Origin of the sequence: Nocardia pseudobrasiliensis NBRC 108224 (assembly GCF_001613105.1) — a bacterium.
GTDB classification, from domain to species: domain Bacteria; phylum Actinomycetota; class Actinomycetes; order Mycobacteriales; family Mycobacteriaceae; genus Nocardia; species Nocardia pseudobrasiliensis.
Genome location: NZ_BDBS01000004.1, coordinates 327867 through 346919, shown reverse-complemented (window position 1 = coordinate 346919; position 19053 = coordinate 327867). Strand labels below are relative to the sequence as shown.

Annotated in this window: 19 protein-coding genes; 7 read left to right on the top strand and 12 right to left on the bottom strand. The window is 67.2% G+C overall.

Features of this window, described 5'->3' with window-relative positions:
- Positions 1 to 71: 71 nt before the first annotated feature.
- The 4 genes from NP4_RS06505 to NP4_RS06490 all read right to left on the bottom strand — a co-directional run bounded on the left by NP4_RS06505 (position 72) and on the right by NP4_RS06490 (position 6755).
- Positions 72 to 353 carry a hypothetical protein gene (locus tag NP4_RS06505; RefSeq protein WP_067993343.1) on the bottom strand — a complete coding sequence of 94 codons (282 nt, stop codon included), beginning with the start codon at positions 351 to 353 and terminating at the stop codon, positions 72 to 74.
- Positions 354 to 380: 27 nt separating this feature from the next.
- Complete coding sequence (locus NP4_RS06500; protein ID WP_067993341.1) at positions 381 to 911, bottom strand: SANT/Myb-like DNA-binding domain-containing protein; 531 nt, start codon at positions 909 to 911, stop codon at positions 381 to 383.
- Between the two features lie 88 nt (positions 912 to 999).
- Positions 1000 to 6384, bottom strand: coding sequence for a hypothetical protein (locus NP4_RS06495; protein WP_147287871.1), 5385 nt, complete (start codon positions 6382 to 6384; stop codon positions 1000 to 1002).
- A gap of 71 nt (positions 6385 to 6455) precedes the next feature.
- A complete protein-coding gene (locus NP4_RS06490; protein WP_067993338.1) occupies positions 6456 to 6755 on the bottom strand; it encodes a hypothetical protein in 300 nt (99 codons plus the stop codon).
- Between the two features lie 315 nt (positions 6756 to 7070).
- On the opposite strand from NP4_RS06490, the gene NP4_RS06485 reads away from it, so the two are divergent.
- Positions 7071 to 7619 (top strand): hypothetical protein, encoded by a 549-nt coding sequence (locus NP4_RS06485; protein WP_245997246.1) that lies wholly within the window; start codon positions 7071 to 7073, stop codon positions 7617 to 7619.
- Between the two features lie 94 nt (positions 7620 to 7713).
- Here NP4_RS06485 and NP4_RS06480 read toward each other — a convergent pair whose 3' ends face one another.
- The 3 genes from NP4_RS06480 to NP4_RS06470 are packed head-to-tail and all read right to left on the bottom strand — an operon-like array spanning position 7714 to position 10097.
- The gene (locus NP4_RS06480; protein WP_067993336.1) at positions 7714 to 8343 is read right to left on the bottom strand and encodes a TetR/AcrR family transcriptional regulator; all 630 of its coding nucleotides are present in this window, start codon (positions 8341 to 8343) and stop codon (positions 7714 to 7716) included.
- A gap of 5 nt (positions 8344 to 8348) precedes the next feature.
- Entirely contained in the window at positions 8349 to 9575 is a 1227-nt protein-coding gene (locus tag NP4_RS06475; RefSeq protein ID WP_067993334.1) for an FAD-dependent oxidoreductase, read from the bottom strand.
- Positions 9576 to 9623: 48 nt separating this feature from the next.
- Positions 9624 to 10097: a GGDEF domain-containing protein gene (locus NP4_RS06470; protein WP_082875600.1), complete on the bottom strand. Its 474-nt coding sequence runs from the start codon at positions 10095 to 10097 to the stop codon at positions 9624 to 9626.
- A 345-nt stretch (positions 10098 to 10442) separates the two neighbouring features.
- Between NP4_RS06470 and NP4_RS39705 the strand changes: the two genes are divergently transcribed.
- Complete coding sequence (locus tag NP4_RS39705) at positions 10443 to 10808, top strand: hypothetical protein (protein ID WP_147287870.1); 366 nt, start codon at positions 10443 to 10445, stop codon at positions 10806 to 10808.
- On the opposite strand, the gene NP4_RS06460 is transcribed toward NP4_RS39705, so the two are convergent.
- Entirely contained in the window at positions 10777 to 11448 is a 672-nt protein-coding gene (locus NP4_RS06460) for a helix-turn-helix domain-containing protein (RefSeq protein ID WP_067993305.1), read from the bottom strand. The genes NP4_RS39705 and NP4_RS06460 overlap by 32 nt on opposite strands.
- Positions 11449 to 11587: 139 nt before the next feature.
- Here NP4_RS06460 and NP4_RS06455 point away from each other — a divergent pair, with 139 nt between their 5' ends.
- The gene (locus NP4_RS06455) at positions 11588 to 12745 is read left to right on the top strand and encodes an alcohol dehydrogenase catalytic domain-containing protein (RefSeq protein ID WP_067993301.1); all 1158 of its coding nucleotides are present in this window, start codon (positions 11588 to 11590) and stop codon (positions 12743 to 12745) included.
- Here the strand turns inward: NP4_RS06455 and NP4_RS06450 are convergent.
- From NP4_RS06450 to NP4_RS06440, 3 genes are all read right to left on the bottom strand, one after another.
- Positions 12742 to 13119, bottom strand: coding sequence for a VOC family protein (locus NP4_RS06450; protein ID WP_067993294.1), 378 nt, complete (start codon positions 13117 to 13119; stop codon positions 12742 to 12744). The two genes, NP4_RS06455 and NP4_RS06450, sit on opposite strands and share 4 nt — an antisense overlap.
- Before the next feature lie 81 nt (positions 13120 to 13200).
- The gene (locus NP4_RS06445; RefSeq protein WP_147287869.1) at positions 13201 to 13881 is read right to left on the bottom strand and encodes a DsbA family oxidoreductase; all 681 of its coding nucleotides are present in this window, start codon (positions 13879 to 13881) and stop codon (positions 13201 to 13203) included.
- Positions 13882 to 13960: 79 nt separating this feature from the next.
- Positions 13961 to 14428: an ester cyclase gene (locus NP4_RS06440; RefSeq protein ID WP_169813669.1), complete on the bottom strand. Its 468-nt coding sequence runs from the start codon at positions 14426 to 14428 to the stop codon at positions 13961 to 13963.
- Positions 14429 to 14517: 89 nt separating this feature from the next.
- Here NP4_RS06440 and NP4_RS06435 point away from each other — a divergent pair, with 89 nt between their 5' ends.
- The 3 genes from NP4_RS06435 to NP4_RS06425 all read left to right on the top strand — a co-directional run bounded on the left by NP4_RS06435 (position 14518) and on the right by NP4_RS06425 (position 16481).
- Positions 14518 to 14892 carry a winged helix-turn-helix transcriptional regulator gene (locus tag NP4_RS06435; protein ID WP_067993287.1) on the top strand — a complete coding sequence of 125 codons (375 nt, stop codon included), beginning with the start codon at positions 14518 to 14520 and terminating at the stop codon, positions 14890 to 14892.
- A 137-nt stretch (positions 14893 to 15029) separates the two neighbouring features.
- Positions 15030 to 15782 (top strand): HD domain-containing protein, encoded by a 753-nt coding sequence (locus NP4_RS06430; RefSeq protein ID WP_067993284.1) that lies wholly within the window; start codon positions 15030 to 15032, stop codon positions 15780 to 15782.
- Between the two features lie 267 nt (positions 15783 to 16049).
- On the top strand, positions 16050 to 16481 hold the full coding sequence (locus tag NP4_RS06425; RefSeq protein ID WP_067993281.1) for a VOC family protein: 432 nt from the start codon (positions 16050 to 16052) through the stop codon (positions 16479 to 16481).
- A 186-nt stretch (positions 16482 to 16667) separates the two neighbouring features.
- Here the strand turns inward: NP4_RS06425 and NP4_RS06420 are convergent, their stop codons facing one another.
- Positions 16668 to 17252 carry a TetR/AcrR family transcriptional regulator gene (locus NP4_RS06420; protein WP_067993278.1) on the bottom strand — a complete coding sequence of 195 codons (585 nt, stop codon included), beginning with the start codon at positions 17250 to 17252 and terminating at the stop codon, positions 16668 to 16670.
- Positions 17253 to 17372: 120 nt separating this feature from the next.
- Here NP4_RS06420 and NP4_RS06415 point away from each other — a divergent pair, with 120 nt between their 5' ends.
- On the top strand, positions 17373 to 18974 hold the full coding sequence (locus tag NP4_RS06415; RefSeq protein ID WP_067993747.1) for an FAD-dependent oxidoreductase: 1602 nt from the start codon (positions 17373 to 17375) through the stop codon (positions 18972 to 18974).
- Positions 18975 to 19053 lie beyond the last annotated feature (79 nt).

Below are 19053 nucleotides of genomic sequence, written 5' to 3'. Positions count from 1 at the left end.
TGTGTTCGGGATCGGCTCCCGAGCGGCGGCACGCACCGAGCGGTGCGTGCCGCCGCGTCGCGGTCACGGTGCTATGCGACATGGGAGAGTGCGGAGAGCAGGGCGTCCTGTACCGCAGGCAGGAAGCCCAAGTTTCCCACCAGGACCAGGCCGACGCTCGCGCGGAGTCCTGGGTGCCGGTTCCACCATCCGATCGGCCCCCGCCGCGGTCGGTGGCAGCGGGCGATGGTTTGGGCATCGGAGGCGTTGTCCTGGTAGTAGCCGAAACTGACCGGGGCTGAGGCGGGATCGCACAGTCCACGGATGGGATCGGCGACGCTGGGGCTGTTACCGGTGAATCTGGTGTCCAACATGATCGGCCCTCCTCACAGTCGGTTTGATCAGAAGATGACGTTGCGCCACGGACCGATGAGGCCGTCGTAGACGTCCTGGGTGAATCGGCCCTGCCCGACAAGGTCGGCGAGGACGGTGGCGGTGACGGCCTGGCTGACCACGGCCATCACGCCGATCGAACTCAGCGAATTGAGCACACCCGCCATCGATCCGGTGCCGGATCCGGGGGAAACGGCCTGTCCGGCGGTGATTCCGGCGATCTGGATGTTGCGGGATCGGCCGAATTCCCGGGCGGTGTCGGCGGCGATCTGGGTGGGCTGCGGTTCGCTCGGGGCGGTGCCGGCGGTGAGGTTCGACAGTAGGTCGGACAGGCCGCCGCCGTTGCCGGACAGTGCGGACATCTGCGACTTCAGCAGTCCTTCGGCCTGATTGTTGAGTTTCTCGCGCTCCTCGGCGGTCAGTTGCGCGGCGCGTTCGACGATCTGCGTCACCTCGCGCCACTGCGGACCGTAGAGGTATTCCAGGTGCAGGGTCGGGTCGGGAGTGCCGAACGGGGTGGTGTCGGTTTGCGGGTTCATCGTGGACTCCTTTGTCGGTTGTTTTCCTGTGGGGGAGTGATGAAGTGGAGACCCACCGCCCCGACCGTGGCCGGGGCGGCGGGGTCGGTCAGAGGGACACGGTGATCAACCGCGGCGCCTCCGGCTCGGTGGTCGGTCCGTCCGTGGCTCGGGGGCCGACGAGCGGAACCGTGGCGAGCGCGTTCGCGGGCGCGGGCACCGTCTTCGACGATGTGCGCCGCTTCTGCAGCGAGGCAATGATTTCCGCCCAGCTCGCCGTGTCCTTGATGTCGTCCAGGAACTGGTTCCCGGTCGCGGTGCAGCCTCCCGACGAGCCCTGGACGGGACCGTTCAGGTCATCGTGGGCACGGATCGCCGAGATGATGTAGGACCGCAGGTCCTGGTCCAGCAGTGCCAGCACGACCAGCAGGGCGAGCACCGCCAGCGCGATCAGGGCCGCCGTGGCCGCGATCGCCGCGGCCAGCAGCGGTGCTGCCAGCGCGGTGAGCAGCGGCAGAGCGAGCAGTCCGGCGACGAGCGGCAGGCTCGTGGCGATCGCCAGGGCGAGCGCCAGCGCCAGCAGCGGCAGCACGGCCAGCGTGAACGCCCCAATGGCCGCCAGCGGTGTGAGCACGGCAGCTGCCAGCAAGGCCAAGGGGAGCGTGAGCGCCGCGAGCGCGGCCAACCCGAGCAACGGCAATGCCAGCAAGGCCAGCGTGATCGCGATGGCCGGAACGGCGGCCAGGGTGAGCGCCCCGATCGCGGCGAGCCCCAGGATCGCCGGAGCCAGTGCCGCGGCCAGCGGCAGCACGGCCAGCGGCAGCATGGCCAGCGGCAGCAGGCCGAGCAGGGCCAGCGGAACACCGACGGCCAGTAGTGGGCCGACAAGCGCGGCGATCAGCGGCAGCAGCGCGAGAGTGGTCGCACCGATCGCGGCCAATCCCAGCACCGGAGCGACCGCGGCCAGGCCGAGGCCGATCAGCGGCAGCAGGGCCGCCAGCAGCACCGGTCCGAGCACCGGCAGCGCCAGAATCGCCAGCGGTAGCAACACCAACAGCGCCAGAGCTGCCAGCGGAGCGAGCGGCGCACCGATCACCAACAGCGGCAAGACGATTGGAGCAAGCACTGCCGCAAGAGCAATGACCAGTCCACCGATCGCGGCCAGTCCCAGTACCGGCGGTACGAGAACAGTCAGGAGCGGCAGCACCGCCAGAGTGAGCGCACCGAGTCCGGCCAGGCCGAGGATCGGTACCGCGAGCAGGGCCACCAGCGGCAGCACCGCGAGTGTGAGTGCACCGAGTCCGGCGAGGCCGAGGATCGGCACCGCGATCGCGACAGCTAGCGGCAGCAGAGCCAACGCCACCAGCAGCCCCACCGGGCCGGCGGCCAGCAGTAGCGGTGGCAGCAGGACCAGGCTCAGCAATCCCAGCAGCGCCAGCGGCGCGACGACCGGCGCCGCGAGCAGTGCCAGAGCACCAATGCCCGCGAGCGCGGTCACCGGCACACCCGCCAACAGGATCAGCGGCAGGACAGCCACGGTGATCAGCCCGATCACGGTCAGCGGCAACACGATCGGCGCCGCCAAGGCCGCCAGAGCACCGAGCGCGGCCAACGCCAGCACCGGCAACGCCAGCAGCGCGAGGACCGGCAGCGCCAGCAGGCTCAGCAGACCCAGCGCGGCCAGCGGCACGACCACCGTCGCCAGCACCGCCAGCCCGATCGCGACGAACGGCGCCACGGCCAAGGCCAGCGCACCGAGTCCGGCGAGTGCCAGGACCGGCACGGCCAGCGCGATGAGCAGCGGCAGCACCGCCAGAGTCAGCAGACCCAGCAGCGCCAGCGGTACGAGCACACCCAGCAGCGGTACCGTGAGGGCCACGGTCAGCGCGATGCCCAGGCCGATACCGGCCACGGCCGCAACCGAAGTCGCGAGGGCCAGCAGCGGCAGCGCGATCGCCAGACCGAGCGCGACACCCAGCGTTCCGGCGACCATCGCGGTGATGGCGAGCAACGGAAGCACGAGGGCAACCGTGGCCGCGACACCGAGCCCGATACCGAGGACTGTCGCCAGACCGAGCAACGGCAGCGCGATCGCCAGACCGATGCCGATACCCGCCGCGGTCGCGAGGGCCAGCAGCGGCAAAGCCAGCGCCAGGCCGATTCCGATACCGACGGCGGTGGCCAACGCCAGCAGCGGCAGAACGAGAACCGCGGCCAGCGCCAGGCCGATTCCGACACCGATGGCCGTGGCCAGGGTCAGCAGCGGCAGGGTGAGGACTGCCGCGGTGACGAGGCCGAGGACGAATCCTATGGCCAGCGACGGGATCGCGATCGCGATGATGGCGGCCAGGGCGACTCCGGCCAGCGCCGAGAGCGCGGCGAAGTCGAACGGGATGCTGAACAGGATCAGCACCGCCGCCAAGCCGTGGACGATCGCGGTGAGCCCGAGCGCCAGTGTCACCAGCACGGCGGGGGCGACGAACATTCCGAAGACCTGGAAGGCCAGCGCGGCCCCGGCGATCGCCAGTGCGGCGGCCGCGAACGGCGACCAGATCGCCAGGAACATCGCGGCGATGACCGGTGAGATCGCCGTGGACACGAACGGTGCCAGCGGCCCGAAGACCAGGAACGGAATGCTCAGGATCGCCGCCTCGGCGAAATACACGATGCCCGTCACGATCGTGGCCACCGACAGCACGATCCCGACCGCGGCGGCAAGGATGTTGCCTGCCAAAAACACGATGGCCAGCGCGGCCAGTCCCACGATCTGCTCGGCGCCGATGAGAATGGCCGCGACGGCGAGTGCCACGATGCCGACGAAGATCGCGGCCGGGGCGATCGGCGGGAACAGCAGCGATCCGGCGATCCAGGTGCCCACGATCATCAGCACGCTCAGTGCCACCGGAATGCCGCTGGCCACGGTCAGTAGCGCGGACAGTCCGATGACCAGGTCACTGAGGACCACGGTGACGCCGATGCTGCCGAGGGTGACCAGCAGCTGACCGGCGATCAACAGGGGCAGGAGCAGTAGCGCCACCGGCGGGTTGACCGCGATCAGCGCAAAAGTGCCCAGCGTCAACATGATCCAGCTGAAGATGTTGATCACCAGCCCGGCGACGAAGGTGAACGCGGACACCGCCACGGCCATCACGATCGCGGCGGCGGTGACGGCCACCAGGCCGCCGCCGGTGAACACGTAATTCGCTGCGGCCAAGGCCATGACCGCGCCCGCGGCGATGATGCTGTAGGCGAGCAGCGGTATCCACGCGAACGGCAGGCTGTAGGGCATCGCCAGCGCCAGCAGTACGCCGAGCGCCAGTGTGCCGAAGGCCCAGTCGACCGCGGCCAGCAGGCCGAGGCTGGTGGAGGCCGCGAGCGCGAGCCCCGAGACGCCGATCCCGCCGAACAGGAACAGCAGCCCGGCGATGGCCGGGGCCACCACGAGCACCGCGTAGAACAGCGGCGAGAGCAGCGGTCCGACGATCGGCAGGGCGAAGGTCAGGAAGATGGTGGCGATGAAGCCGAACACCACGCCGAAGGCCGAGGCGATGACACCGGCCGACCCGATCAACAGCACCGCGGCCGCCATACCCCACCAGACGACGAACGGGGCGGCGAGATGGAACGCCAAAGCCACGACGGCCCAGGCCATCAGGATGGTGAGGGCCGCGGCCCCGCCCACCGACTCGATGATCAGACCCGCCAGGCCCACGATCCCGATCGCGGCCGCGATGATGACGGCGGCGGCCGCGAACAGGATCAGCGCGGCAGCGCCCAATACGGCCAGCACCGGCAGCGAGATCAGACCCCACGGGGTGAACAGCGACGCCAGCGTCAGGACGGCGAGCATCAGGCCCGACACCACGAATGTCGCTGCCAGGGTGCCGAATCCGGCGATCGCGGTCGCGAACAGCCCGACCACCAGTTCGATCAGCGCGGCACCGAAGATCAGCGGCACCGTGATCAGTCCGAACAGCGGCGCGAGCGCGGCGGCCACCAGTCCGATCGCGATGGTGACCACGAACAGCGCTGCGGTGCCGATCAATCCGAGCGCGGTGACCACGAACGACAGGGCGATTCCGCCCACGACGGTGACTGCGAATCCGGCAGCGCCGAACGCGAGGATCACCGGCGCGACCACTTGGAAGGCGGCAAAGGCCAACGGTGCGGCGAAGATCAGGAACGGAATGGCCACGATCGCGGCCACCACCAGCACGGGAAGCGCGACGAGCGCGATCCCGGCCAGCACGACACCGCCGACAATCAGCGCGCCGATCACCAGCGGCGCGGCCAGCAGGGCCACTATGCCGAGGGCGCCGATCGCCAGTGCTCCGGCGAACAGCAGCGGCACGACGACCAGGAGCCCGAGCGCGGGCACACCGAGCAGCGGCAGCGCGGCATTGTGCCGGTCGATCAGTCCGGTCTGGGTCAGCATGGCGCGGATGTCGCTGAGCAGCGGCTTCAGCGCGGTTTGCGGATCGGCGACGACGTTCAGCATTGGCGCGAGGTAGCCGAGGACGGGTGCGAGCCCGTCGGTGAACGGCGCGACGTAGCCGAGCACCGTCGCGGCGAGCGCCTCGAAGCCGCCGCCTTGCTGCTGGCTGACCTGTCGCAGGCTCTCGACCAAGTGCTGCAACGGATTTCCGTCGCCGACGGTGTCACCGAGGAGCGGTTGCAGCAGTTCCCGCAGCTTCTGGTTCGAACCGTCCCCGTCACCGTCCTGAGGCGAGCCGAACAGCGCGCGGGCCTGTGCGATGAGGTTGTCGATCGCGCCGTTGCCGCTGTCGCGTCGGTACCCGCCCTGCTCGATCGCCTGGCCGACGAAGCCGAGTAGATCGTTGACCGGCTGGCGCAGCGGGCCCTCGGGGAAGGCCTGGTCCGACCAGTCGGCGAGTTGCTTCAGATCCAGCCCGGAACCCGCGACCTGTGCGGCGATCTGCGCCAGTTCCGAGACCGGTGCGGGAACCGAGCCCACCAGATCCTGCGGATTCGTAGTGCCCACGGTCGGCGTCCGGAGCTGATCGAGGATCTCGGGTGCCGAGACCGGCGCCGGAGCGGGTCGAGCCGTGGCCGGACCTGTCGTATCCGCCGGAGCCGGAGGAATCGGGACGCCGAACGCATTGATCGCCTGACCGATCGCATTACCGGCCATCGCCCCCAGATCGGAATCGAGGCCCGGTACGACCGAGCCCATATCGGGCACGGCGCCGATCAGATCGGGAACGGCATGACCTAGCCCGGCCGTGACCGCGCCCAGATCGGGCAGCAAACCGGCATTCGGATCTCCGACAGCCGGGTGCAAATCGAGGCCGTCGAGCGTGGCGACGACGGGCGGCGGCGGGGTGTCGGCCGAGGCCTTGGCGCCGGTCGCCATGGCGCCGGCCATCGAGGCGAACGCGGCGGCGGCATACAGGCCCCGGCGGTTGCGCTTGACCTGCTTACGGTGCCGGCCGCTCTGCGGGGCCGGTTGCGAGTACACGTGCTTGCCAGACATGGGGAACACCTTTCGGTCGAGAGGTTGCAGCAACGCCCGGCATGAGCACCGGGCACTCGAGGCCCGCGAACTCAGGGCCGGACCGGACCGCTTTCACCGGGCGCACAGACCGCCCGCGACACCCCGCCCTCGGCGCCGAGCGTCGGCCCGATGCGGGTGTGATGCAGGCCGCCGTTGTCGACACAGCGGATGAAGGCGTGCTGCCCGGCTCCCGCGCCCGGTTCGCAGATCAGCGCGACCTGGTTGGGCACCGAGTGGTCGATCGAACATCCCTCCGGGACCGGATCGGCTGAGGCCGACCCCATCGCGAACGCGGATCCCGCCACCGCGAACGCCGCGCAGATCGTGACGAACTTCGTGTCGATGAACATGCGCCAAGCGTCAATTGCCAGACGTTTGCTGAGGTATGGCCGCCGTCACAATCCGCACCCGCAGGCATCACTGACCTGCGCAGATGCTTTCTCCGGTGCGGATCCGCTGCGGATTCCGCACGGCGAATCCCGGGACTTGGGCCGACCCGGCGGGCCGCGATACGATCAAGATCATCACATTCTCCAAGGCATTACCCGCTCGGCAGCAACCGGTGGAGTCGTGCGCTCCGCGCCGTCGCGCTCATCGCCACGCCGGAGGTATTTCGGCCGTTCGATAAGCGCCCGGTCATCCGACAACCGATGTGAGGAGTCGATGTGGACGTGAATTCGCACCCTGGCGCCAGGCCCGAGTCGTCGGCCGCCGTGTTTCATCTGGAATATCTCTACGGGCCGCAATGGGCGCCCGTCGTGGCGTTGATCGAGCGTGCGGCCCAGTTGACCGCCGACGAGCGCGAGCGGCTCAACGCCGCGGCCGCGAAGAAGATGGAGGCGGGTATGAGTGCGCTCACCGGCGCCGCCGGTCAGAGCGGGTTGGGTGGGCTTGCCAACCTGCTGTCCGGCCTGGGGCAGGGGCAGCAGTCCGGCAACCCGCAGCCGATGCAGATCGCGGGCGATACGGCGAAACAGTTCGGCCGTTCCCGCAACCTCCAGCTCGCCGGACTGGTTGCCGGACAGTCGATCGCACCCGGTTCCGGAGCCGGAGACCTGGCCGCTGCCATGCAATCCCTCGGCTCGATCGGGACGCTCACCGCCGTCAGCCAGGCGGCCGCCGCGACAGTGCTGTCCGACCTCGTCGGCCAGGGCCGCTTCGACGAGAGTGTTTACGCCGAATTGATGCAGCCCTGGACCAGCGTGATCGGCTGAATCAGTACGGCGGCAAACGGATAGCGCCCAGGCTCCGCCCGGCCACGGCGGAGGGGTGCGGTGCGCAGTGACAAACCGGTCGGTGAGTCGTTGCTCAGGGCCGACGTGGCGTGATCGCACGGACGGCGTCGCGGGCGAAGCTCACGCAGCGGTCGGCGGGAAATTGGGCCGGATCGGTGAGGAAGAGTTTGCTCAGCTGCTCACCGGCGGCCAGCAGGGCGTGGGTGGCGAGTTCGAGATCCGTGGGGACGGTGTCGAGGCGCTGGTCGGCTCCCCATTCCAACAGGCCGCGCAGCTGCTGTCGGGCGAAGGCGCGGGTGGCGTCGGCGTGTGTTCGGACCTCGTCGGGGCTCCCGTCGGCGGGCAGGAGAAGCAGCCGCCAGGACTCGGGGCGCTGACCGGCTGCCCGAAGAAGATTGGCGAACGCCGCGACCAGGGTTGTCTCGGGATCGCCGGTATCGAACGGGGGCATGGCGGCGGCGAGGTCGGCCAGGGCGCGGGCGGCCTCGCGCTGCCACAGTGCGGAGAGCAGGGAGTCGCGATCCGGGAAGGCCGCGTAGACACGGGGTTTGGCCAGCGCGGCCGCGCGGGCGATGGCCTCCATGCTCGCGGCCGCATACCCCTGTTCGAGGATGATCCGTAGCGCCGCGTCGAGGACCTCCTCGCGCCGCACCTCGATCGGCATGCGCGGTTTACGGCGGCGGGGCGCGGCGTCGGTGTCCATATCTGTCAATAGATAGTCGACGCGCCGGGGCGAAGCGTCATCCGGCCCAGCAGCGGTACCGCGCCGAGCCAGGCTCCGGCGAGCGGGAAATGCGGGGCGATGCGTCGGGCGAGTTCGCGTTTGACGATGCTCGCGGGATCCGTCCCGCGCATGATGCGCAGCGCCTCACCGGCGGCGTCGCGGTTGAAGCGACCGGCGGCGCGGCGATCCCGAGCGCATTCGTCGATGAATGCGCGTGCGGCGGTGCGGTTTTCGGCGGTGATCGCCTTGGCGACGGCCGTGGCGGCGTCGGTGGCGTCGATGACGCCGGAGTTGAGGCCGCGGCCGCCGCCGAACGGAGCGAACAGGTGGGCGGCCTCGCCGGCCAGCAGCACCCGGCCGTGTGGGTCCGTGTAGTCGTCGGCCACGACCTGCTGGAAGCGGTACGTCGATACCCACAGGACGTGGTCGGCGTACCAGGGGTCGAGGATCTTCGGCATCCACTCGCGAATGCCCTCGGCACTTGCCAGATGGTCGACATCATCGCCGCGCCTGCATTGCAGATCCACCCGCATGCCGCCGCGGAACGGCAGCCACATGACGTTGCGTCCGTCCAATTCCGGTGTGCGGTAATGGAAACGAGCGTAGGTCTGCGGGGTCGAACTGTTCGGGTGCTCGGCCACGTCGACGATGATGAACGGCAGGTTGTCGGTGTGCCCGCTCATCGAGATGCCCAGGCTCTTGCGTACGGCCGAGCTGGCGCCGTCCGCGCCGATCACGTAGGCGGCCCGGATCCGGTCTCCCGAGCGCAGTGTCACGGTGGCCCCGTCGGGATCGGTGTCGACATCGTCCACCGGTGCGCCCCAACGGAATTCGACGCCGAGCCGCACGCACTCGTCGTACCAGAGCTGTTCGGTCAGCGTCTGTGGCAGCGAGGTCCCGGTGAGCAGACGGGGCAGCGCCGGCACCGGGGTGTGGAAGATCTTCTTGCCGCCGTAGAGGATCTCCATGCCGGGAACCATGATGCCCGCCTCGGCCACCCGCTCGCCCAACCCGGGCATCACCTCCTGTAGCCGCCCCAGCGTCCACGGCCACAAGCCGATCGCGCGGCTACCCGGACGCGGGCGGCCGTACGGCTCGGCCTCCACAACCAGTACATCCAGCCCTTTCATCCGGGCCGCGAGCGCAGCGATCAACCCCACCGGACCGGCCCCCACCACCACGCAGGGAATGTCGACATCGGACTCGGTCATGACGCCTTCCCCGGGGTTAGATACGCCAACGTACGTACGGAAGCGTACTTACAGGCGGGTGCGGTTGACAAGAGGGTCGGTGAGCGGGCTGGACTGCGGGTCCTGGACTGTGATCGCATCGGTTTCGGCGACTACAACGGCGTTGCCGCCCAATTGTTTTGCCTGATACATCGCTGAATCCGAACGGCAGAACAGGCTCTTTTCCGTCGCGCGGGCACGGTCTCCGTCATTGGCAACCGATTCGGCCACCGCGGCCCCGACACTGGCGGTGATCCTCATCGGCACATCGGACATCGTCTCTATCGCTCGGCGCAGTCGCTCGGTCACCGCGTCGACGGTCTCACCCCGCGGACACCCCACGATCACGAATTCCTCTCCGCCCGTGCGCGCGATGATCGCATCGGCTTGCGCTGCGGCACGCAGACATTCCGCGGTCCGCACCAACACCTCGTCACCGATGGAGTGACCGAAAGCATCGTTGACGGTTTTGAACCGATCCAGATCCAACGTGACGACATACACCCCGCCTCACCGCACGGTCCGAAGAACCGTGACTGCCTGGAATCGAGGCCGCGCCGATTCAATAGTTTGGTCAGCGGATCCGACTGTGCGTCCAGTTGGAGCAGCCAATGACAGAACTGCACTGTCGGTAATACCTGTGCGGCCACAAGGATATTGGCCACCGCGATCGACAGGCACAGGACCAGATCACCCTTCAGGAACACCACCGCCACGATCGATAGCGCCGACCAGGCGACGTGCACGGCCAGTATCCGCGGACCGTGGAAGATCGTCACATATCCCCCCATGGTCGCCAACAGAACGATGCCCCACGCCCCGAGCAGACGATCTTGAACCATCACGTTGTTGGCAGTGATGGCGATATCGATCCCCGCGATCCACAACAACGACTCGACCTCGCGCGGCCAGGGCAACAACCACCAGCGCAGTGTCCACGCTCCCGCGAGCGCCACCGCGATGCCGGCTTCCGTCACCCCGATCGATCCGGTCTGCCCGCTCGGTGACAACAGGGTCAACACCGTGATCACCAACATCATCGGCCCCCCGCATCCGATCATGAACTTCAACGGGGCCAGTGCCGAATGGCATTCGAAGGTCTCCACCAACCAGCGATGGCCGCGCGATGGTGGTGCCGAGGTGGACAGGACCCGCCCTGCGAAGTGTCCGTGCGGTCGAATCCCTACAGCGGCGACTGTCCGGGTGGCACGGTGAGCATGGGGGCGAGGTAGTCGCGGGCGAAGGCGCGGGCCTGATCGCCGGTATCCAGGGCGATGCCGGTGTCAGGAGTCAGTAGTAGCGACAGGGTGATCCGGATGTGGAGTTCGGCGACGGTGGCCAGATGCTCGTCGGTGGGTCCGGAAAGTGTTGTGTCACCGTAGAGTTCGCGCCTCCACAGGGCGAGGCAGAATTCCCGGAACAGGGCGATCATCGGGCCCGCGTCGACGGTGAGGCCGGGCAGGATCGCATCGGGTTCGGTCTCGAGCAGCCGTCGCAGCAGCCGGTGGCCGCGCAGGTATTCCACGGTGTAGGCGGTGCTTTCGGCCAGTCGCTCGGTGACGTCGGTGAGCCCGGCGACCGCCGCGGTACTGCCGGCCAGATACTTGCGGAACTCGTCGTGCAGGACGGCTTCGGTGAGTGCGTTCTTGTTCGGGAACTTCCGGTACACGGTCGCGCGCCCGACCTTGGCCCTCTTGGCGACGTCCTCGACTGTCGAACGCCGCCAGCCCACCACCGCCATCTGCTCGACCGCGGCGGCCAGGATGCGCACGGTCACCTCGTCGGGGTCGTCGAGCAGCCGTAGCACCGCCGGATCGGGATCGGTGAGGCTGCGCAGCCATGCGCTCTCGGTCACTCGGTCGCTCTCCTTCTTGCCGTGGCGTCCGCCTGATCGTATGTTCGATACAGAAAGTCATAATCTGTATCAACGGTATCATTGCTTGTCGCTGCCTGACCGGATTCGCCGAAGGAGTCGAGTCCAGAGGGGAAAACTGATGCGTGAGCTCAACCTGCTGGCCCCCGGCACGCTGCGCTGGCTGGATCGCCCGGAGCCGAAGCTGCTGCGCGACGATGACGCGATCGTCCGGCCGTTCGTGGCGAGCCGCTGCGACTCCGAATGGACGGCAGCCAGTTCCCTTCTGCGAGTTCTGCGTTTCTGCTCGAGGGCGAGGCTTCTGGATCCCGTTTTCCGGGATGCGTTCGGCGCTCCGGCTTTCGCGGGACCGTGTGCGGTCGGGCACGAATGCGTCGCCGAAGTGGTCGAGGTCGGGCCGGCGGTGGCGGCGGTAGGCGTGGGTGACAAGGTGGTCGTGCCGTTCACGGTGTCGTGTGGGGACTGTGATTACTGCCGCCGCGGCCTCACCGCGAAATGCGTTACCGCTCGGCGGGATTCGGGACAGGAACGCCCGTTGGCGTGGTACGGCCACGGTTCTCCTACCGGGCCCTACGGTGGAATGGTCAGCGACTTCTTCCGTGTGCCATACGCCAACCACATGCTGGCGCGCCTTCCACACGGCCTCGAACCGCTGCGTGTAGCGGCGGCTTCCGACAACCTCACCGATGGATTCCGCTGCGTCGTACCGCATCTGCGCCATCGACCGAACGCGCGGGTGTTGGTGGTCGGCGGTCTGGCGCGTTCCGTCGGTCTATACGCTGCTGGGATCGCGGCCGCCTGCGGCGCACAGGTCGACTATCTCGATTCCAGCCCGGAGCGACTGGCGGTCGCCGAAGCGCTCGGCGCGCATCCGAAGGAACGCCCCGGTCTTCTTCGATTTCCCCGGCCGAGCGAGTCCTACGAGGTCGTCGTCGACGCCTCCAATGTTCCCGCCGGCGTTCCTTTCTCGATCCGCTCCACCGCGCCCGGCGGCATTTGTGAGGTGCCTAGCTACCACATGGCCGCATACACCGCTGTGCCCCTGATGCATATGACACTGACCGACATCACCCTCCATGTCGGCCTGAGTCACCCCGGCGCCATCCTGCCGGAAGTGCTCGCCTGGGTTCATGACAACGACTTCGCCGCGGAAAAGGTCGCGCCGGAGGTCTCGGATTTCGACGACGCCCCGAAGGCGTACGGCACGAAGCGTGTGACCAAGCCCGTGCTGTATCGAGCGCCGCTTACGCGATCATTGCCAACTGCCGCAAAATACTAGAGCCACTCCGAAAGTTTCACGATGACCCCGTTCGGATCCTTTACCCGGAACTCCCGCTCGATCACGTCCGCCCAGTAGATGGTGCGGATCGGTGTCTCTATCTCGACTGCCTCGTCACGAAGTCGATCGTATTCGACACCGATATCGGACACGGCGAGAAAGATGACAACCTCGTCACCACTCGCGTACCTGGGCGTGAAATGCGGTTCGCCGGGGTCGACGAAGACCAGATTCATCGCACTGTCCTGCGGAGACACCACATAGAAGGAATCACCACACAACTTCTCCTCGAAACCGAGATGGCGCATCATGAATTCCGCCGAGACCCGCGGGTCCCGCACGGTCAGGATCGTGCCGCTGGCAAGGATTCTCATGCTCTCCTTCCACAGGAACGAGTCGCGAAGCTGCATCGATCCTAGTTTTGGAGCCGCACAATGGCTTATCCATTCCCGGCGTTACGGGGTTCGGGTCGTGTGTGCCTGCCAGGCGGTGTGCAGCGCCGTGGCGATCAGGGTGGGATCGGATCCGCCGTGATCTCCGTGCGCGCTGAGTCCGTGCGCGTGGTCGAACACCAGGAATGGGCCGTGGGTGATGCCGCGGCGGTACGCGTCGGCTTCATCGGCGTATACCTGCTCGCCGTAGTGGTCGTCGGCCAGTACGCGGCGGGTGTGTTCGGTGTCGAGTCCGATTCCGGTAGCGATGGCGAGCAGGGTGGCTTCGTCGGCGAGGGATTCACCGCGTTCGAGGTATCCCGACAACAGCCGTTGCGACATCGCTTCCGCGCGGCCGTGTTCGGCGGCGAAATGAATCAGCCGGTGGCTGGTGAAGGTGCGAGTGTGTCGGGCGCGGGCCAGGTCGTAGCGCAGGCCTTCCTCGGCGGCCACCCGGGTGACCTCGTCGAGGAGGCGTCGAGCTTCGGTGTCGGTGATACCTCGGTGTGCGGCGAGGAAGTCGGCGACGGGCAGGGGAGTGTCTCCGGCGGAGGGGTCGAGTTCTATGCTGCGCCACACCACGTGCACGTTGTCGCGGTGCGGAAACTCCGCAAGAGCCGTGGCCAGGCGGCGATGGGCGATCATCGCCCACGGGCAGGCGGTATCGGCGAAGAATTCGATGATCATGGGAGTCCGAACGCTCACTGCTGTTCCTCCGATCTATGGCGGACCGTGCCCGGCCGGACGCGGTTTTGCGGACCGCCTCCGGGCGGGCAGTCGCTGGTCACACGGTCAGCTGGCGGGTCATCTGGAGGAGTTCTTCGACGTGATAAATCTCGGTGATCTTGCCGTCGAGGACGCGAACGATGTCGGTTCCGTTGAACGCCACGGGCTTTCCGGTCGCGGGTGTCCCGAAGGCGTCGCCGGTGTGGCGGCCGGTCATCTGCCAGTGGTTGACCACCCAGCCGTCGCCCAGTTCGGTCTGAAACAGGATTCGGTGCTCGGTGTCGGTGAATCCGTCCCGGACCTGCGCGATCAGATATCGCATTCCGTCGATCGCGCTGGTGGTGCCGGGTACGGGATTGTGATCGACGAGATCCACGGCGAAGACCTCGTCGACACCGGCGACATCGCCGGTGTCATACAGCTCATAGTTGCGGTTGGCGACCCGCAGCGCAGTGGTCGCGGCGGCGCGAACCATTTCGCGTGAGGTGTTGGCGCGGGGGTTGATGTCGACAACGAGGGGAGTCATGCCGTTCTCCTTCGGTTGAGTGAACAGGGCCATGACCGATATAGTTCCCTCAGGGAATCAGTTACTTCAAATGAACTAATGGAGCGATCGTGAGTGACCTCGACCACGTATTGCCGGAGTGTCCGATCGCGCGGTTCCTGACCGTGCTGGACGGTCCGTGGGCCACGCTGATCGTGCGGGAACTGCTGACCGGTCCGAAACGCTTCACCCAGCTGCGCTCCGCGCTTGCGGGCATCAGCCCGAAAACGCTGTCGTCGCGTTTGCAACGTTTCCAGGAGACCGGACTGGTGACGCGCACCGCCTACGCCGAAATCCCGCCGCGCGTGGAATACGAATTGACTCCCGCCGGTCAACGCCTCGACGTCGTTCTGGCCACAATGGCCGACTGGGCCGAACGAGACCTTCCTCGCGTGGTCACGAACAGCGACGGGAGTGCCCTCGCCGCGGATCGTGCAGGCGATTGATCTACTTACATCGATCACGTTGGTAATCGGGCGGGCCGGTGAATCGGCACGCGATAATGAGGGGCGAGGTTTCGGCTGACGCATTGAATTGTGCTGGTGATTCGGTGTGGCGACGAGGGGCGAGTGGAGGTGACAATATGGGCGCGCCGGCGGGTTTGGATTGGGAATGGGCTGTGGCGACTGGTGGCGCACTGACCGGTAGGCAGCGCAGACAGTTGATGGGCTATACCGTTTTGCATTTTCCCGCCATGGTCGCGGGGCAGGTGAGGCTCGTACTGGGGCGGCGTGGTAACGGCCGGGTCGATTTCGCCGACCTGCATCTGCCGGATTCCAGGCTGGCCCGGGCGGCGGAAAACGAAGCGCGCGAGGGCCTTACGCCGCATATGTTGGCGCACAGCTACCGCACCTACTTCTTCGGCCGTGCCCTCTGCGAGCTTCATGGCGTCGCCTTCGACGACGAACTCGCCTATGTTTCTTCGCTGCTGCACGACATCAATCTCGAAAACCCGACTCCCGGTAGATGTTTCGCGGTCACTGGTGCTGAACGCGCGGTCGAACTAGCGACCGCCAACGGCGCCACTTTCGAACGAGCTCAGAAGATCGGTGCGGCTATCGCCGCGCACATCACCCCTGGTGTCGCTGACGATCTGGGCGATCTGGGGTTCGTCTCCGCGGGCGCGGCGGTCGATGTCGTGGGCGCCCGGTTGTGGGAGCTGGATCCCGCCTGGGTCGAGGACCTGCTGCGCCGTCATCCTCGACACAACTTCAAACAACACGATATGGCCGCCCTCGACAGGGAGGTCGAAGCCATGCCCGAAGGCCGTATCAAGTGGCTGATAGCGTATACCGCCTTCCGTCGCCGGGTGCGCACCGCTCCATTCGCCGAATAGCGCTGCCGGACATCATCGATCACCCGCGCGAGGCGCTGCACGCCGCCGTCGCTTGCCGGTGCCCACATCGAACCGCCGCTCTGTACCGGGACATGCTGGGCGGTCATCGGCGTTTGATCAGTGTTTCGCCGCGCAGCGCGATGTCACGCCGCACGGTGGGTGTCCTGCCGTAGGCGGAACGAAATCGGCCGAGGTCGCGCCTTGACCTCGAGTTGACTCGAGGTTTCAGAATGTGTCGTCCGGAACATCTCACAAAAGAAGGCCGCGATGCCGACGCTCGACCGCATCATCGAAACCGCATTGTATGTCGATGACCTCGACCGCGCGCGCACGTTCTACCGTGACGTCCTGCAACTCGAGGCCGTGCTCGACTCGGAAGTGTTGTGCGCCTACGACGTAGGCGGACACAACGTCCTGCTCTTGTTCGCGCGCGGTGCCTCGACGGAAACAAAGGTGCTGCCCTCCGGTCGCGGCTTGCCGACGGGAGAAATCCCGCCCCATGACGGCAGCGGCCCGCAGCATATCTGTTTCGCCGTGTCCGAGGATCAACTCACCGTATGGGAGGCGCACCTGAGCGCACACGGCATCCCGATCGAAGGCCGAACACAATGGGTCCGCGGCGGCCGAAGCATCTACTTCCGAGATCCCGACGCGCACCTGCTCGAGCTCATGACACCCGGCAACTGGCCGACCTACTGACCGCACCCGTGATCACCGTGTTGACGCTGTTGTCGTCGAGCGGGCAGTCCGGGACGGTCGGGGTTACGCAAGCCGGCATCGCGGCCGCGCTCGCGGGGGCGTGGACGTTGCGCTGGCGGTTGTTGTCGTGGCCGGGTGAGGTCGAGTGGCTGCCGCTCGTCTCGACGATATCTGCCGACGGGGATCTCAACGTGACCCGCGCACACCGTGTTCGAGCAGGGTGAAGATTGCGTCGAGGGCGGCGCGGGGGTCGGGTTCGTCGCCGACGAACTGGGGGATCTCGAGGACGTAGCGCGCGATGGCGCGGGCGGTGATGTCGTCCGGTGCGAGGTCGAGCTCGGTGGCGATGGCCGCGGCCAAAGGGGCCTCGCAGCGGATCCACAAGCGGCGGGAGTATTCGCGCAGTGCGGGCGTGGCCATGATCAGCTCGGTGCGCCGGCGGATCTGCGGGCTCGGATCGGTGAGGAAGGGGCCGCGGCTGGCCATGAACTCCCGCAGCGCCGCCATCAACGACTGGCCCGCCGGGCGCTCGCGAACCGCGGCGAGCAGGCTTTCGCGTCGTTCGACGCCGTCGTCGAACATCATCGCCTCCTTGCCCTCGGGGACGTGGCGGAACATCGTCGGTACCGAGATGTCGACCGCGTCGGCGAGTTCCTTGACGCTGACCTGGTCATAGCCCTTCTCCAGAAACAGCCGCTCGGCCGCTTCGGCGAGAGCCCGGCGGGTCTGGGCGTTCTTGCGTTCGCGGCGTCCGAGTGGTTCAGCGTGCATGTCTGCACCTTATCAGAGATCGTAAGTAGGTTAAATATGTAAGTCACTTGCATTTTTAAGTCGGTCATGTTTCGCTGGAGCGGTCACCAACTACCGAGGTCTCGAAGAGGGATGATCCAGATGGGTTTTATTACCGAAAACAGCGACGGCACACCGGTTCTCATTGTCGGCGGGAGTCTTGTCGGCCTGTCCGCGGCCGTCTTCCTGTCCTGGCGGGGCGTCCCCGTCGTCGTCATCGATAAGCATCACGGCAGTTCATCGCACCCGCGGGCGATCGGATTCACGACTCGCACGGTCGAGCACTTCCGCCAGGTCGGCGTCGAGGTACCCATGTCGCCGCAGAGCATGGAGCCGCCGCGGCGGGCGCGTGTGGAGAGTCTGGCCGGGAACTGGACCGAGGAGTATCCGTGGACTCCCGGCGGCGGCGCCTACGGCGCCGAGCAATCGCCGGTCCAAGCGATCGCCATCACGCAGGATCGACTCGAACCGCTGCTGCGCGAGCGGGCGCGGGAACTGGGCGCCGACTTACGTTTGGGCACCGAACTTCTCGGCCTCACCCAAGACGACGGCGGCGTGACCGCCACGCTGCGCCGCCGCGACGACGGCCACGAATACCGCATGCACGCCCAGTACGTGGTGGCCGCCGACGGCGCCGACAGCGGTATCCGCACCGGCCTGGGCATCGAGCGCCACGGCGTCGGACCGCTGTCGGTGCAGCGCAGCATCCTGTTCCGGGCGCCGCTCGAGGAATACCTGCGGCACGGAGTGGTCCAGTTCGAGATCGAACAGCCCGATTTCCGGGCGTTTTTGACCACCTACTCCGATGGCCGCTGGGTGCTGATGCTGTCCGACGACATCGAACGCGACCCCGGGCAGCAGATCGAGGTCGTCCGACGCGCGATCGGCCGCACCGACATCCCGATCGAACTGCTCACCACCGGCCGCTGGAAACTGGCGGGCCTGATCGCCGACCGGTTCTCGGTCGGCCGGATATTCCTGGCCGGTGACGCGGCACACCAATTGCCGCCCAACCGCGGCGGATTCGGCGCCAACACCGGCATCGACGATGTGCACAACCTGGCCTGGAAACTGGCGGCGGTCCTGTCCGGGTGTTCGGACTCGCGACTGCTGGAAACCTATGACGCCGAACGTCGCCCGATCGCGGACCTGCGCCACGACCAGCTGTTCGCCCGTGCCGATTACAAGGCATACCTGAAGGGCTCGAAATCGGACACTGTGGTGCTCGACGACGCCGCCATCGAACTGGGCCAGCTGTACCGCTCCACCGCCGTTCTGGGCGTGGACGATTCCCTGCCACAGGCTCAGCGGCCTGACCGGTGGGCCGGGCAGCCCGGCACGCGCGCGCCGCACCTGTGGGTCACCGTCGACGGGCACACGCGCTCGACGCTGGATCTGATCCGGCACGACTGGGTCCTGCTGTCGGTGGACGACCGCTGGCGTGCCGCGGCCGCACAGGTGAGTGAGAAGCTCGGCATCGCCATCGATTTCGATCAGATCGGTACCGATGTCGAGCTCGACGAGCCCGGTGTGTTCGAAGGCGCCTACGGCGTCGAGGCCTCCGGCGCGACGCTGATCCGGCCCGACGGCTACATCGCCTGGCGGACCCGCACCGCGCCGCAGGATCGTGCGGGAGAACTCGCGAGCGCTCTGGCCACCACTGCCGCTGCCGCGGGCGTCTCGACCATGACGGATGCCCCGTAGGCGGGCATACCGCTGAAGCGCGTTGCACGGGATGGAATGTGTTGCAGTGCAAGGGATTCGAAGCCCGCCGAGTATTTCG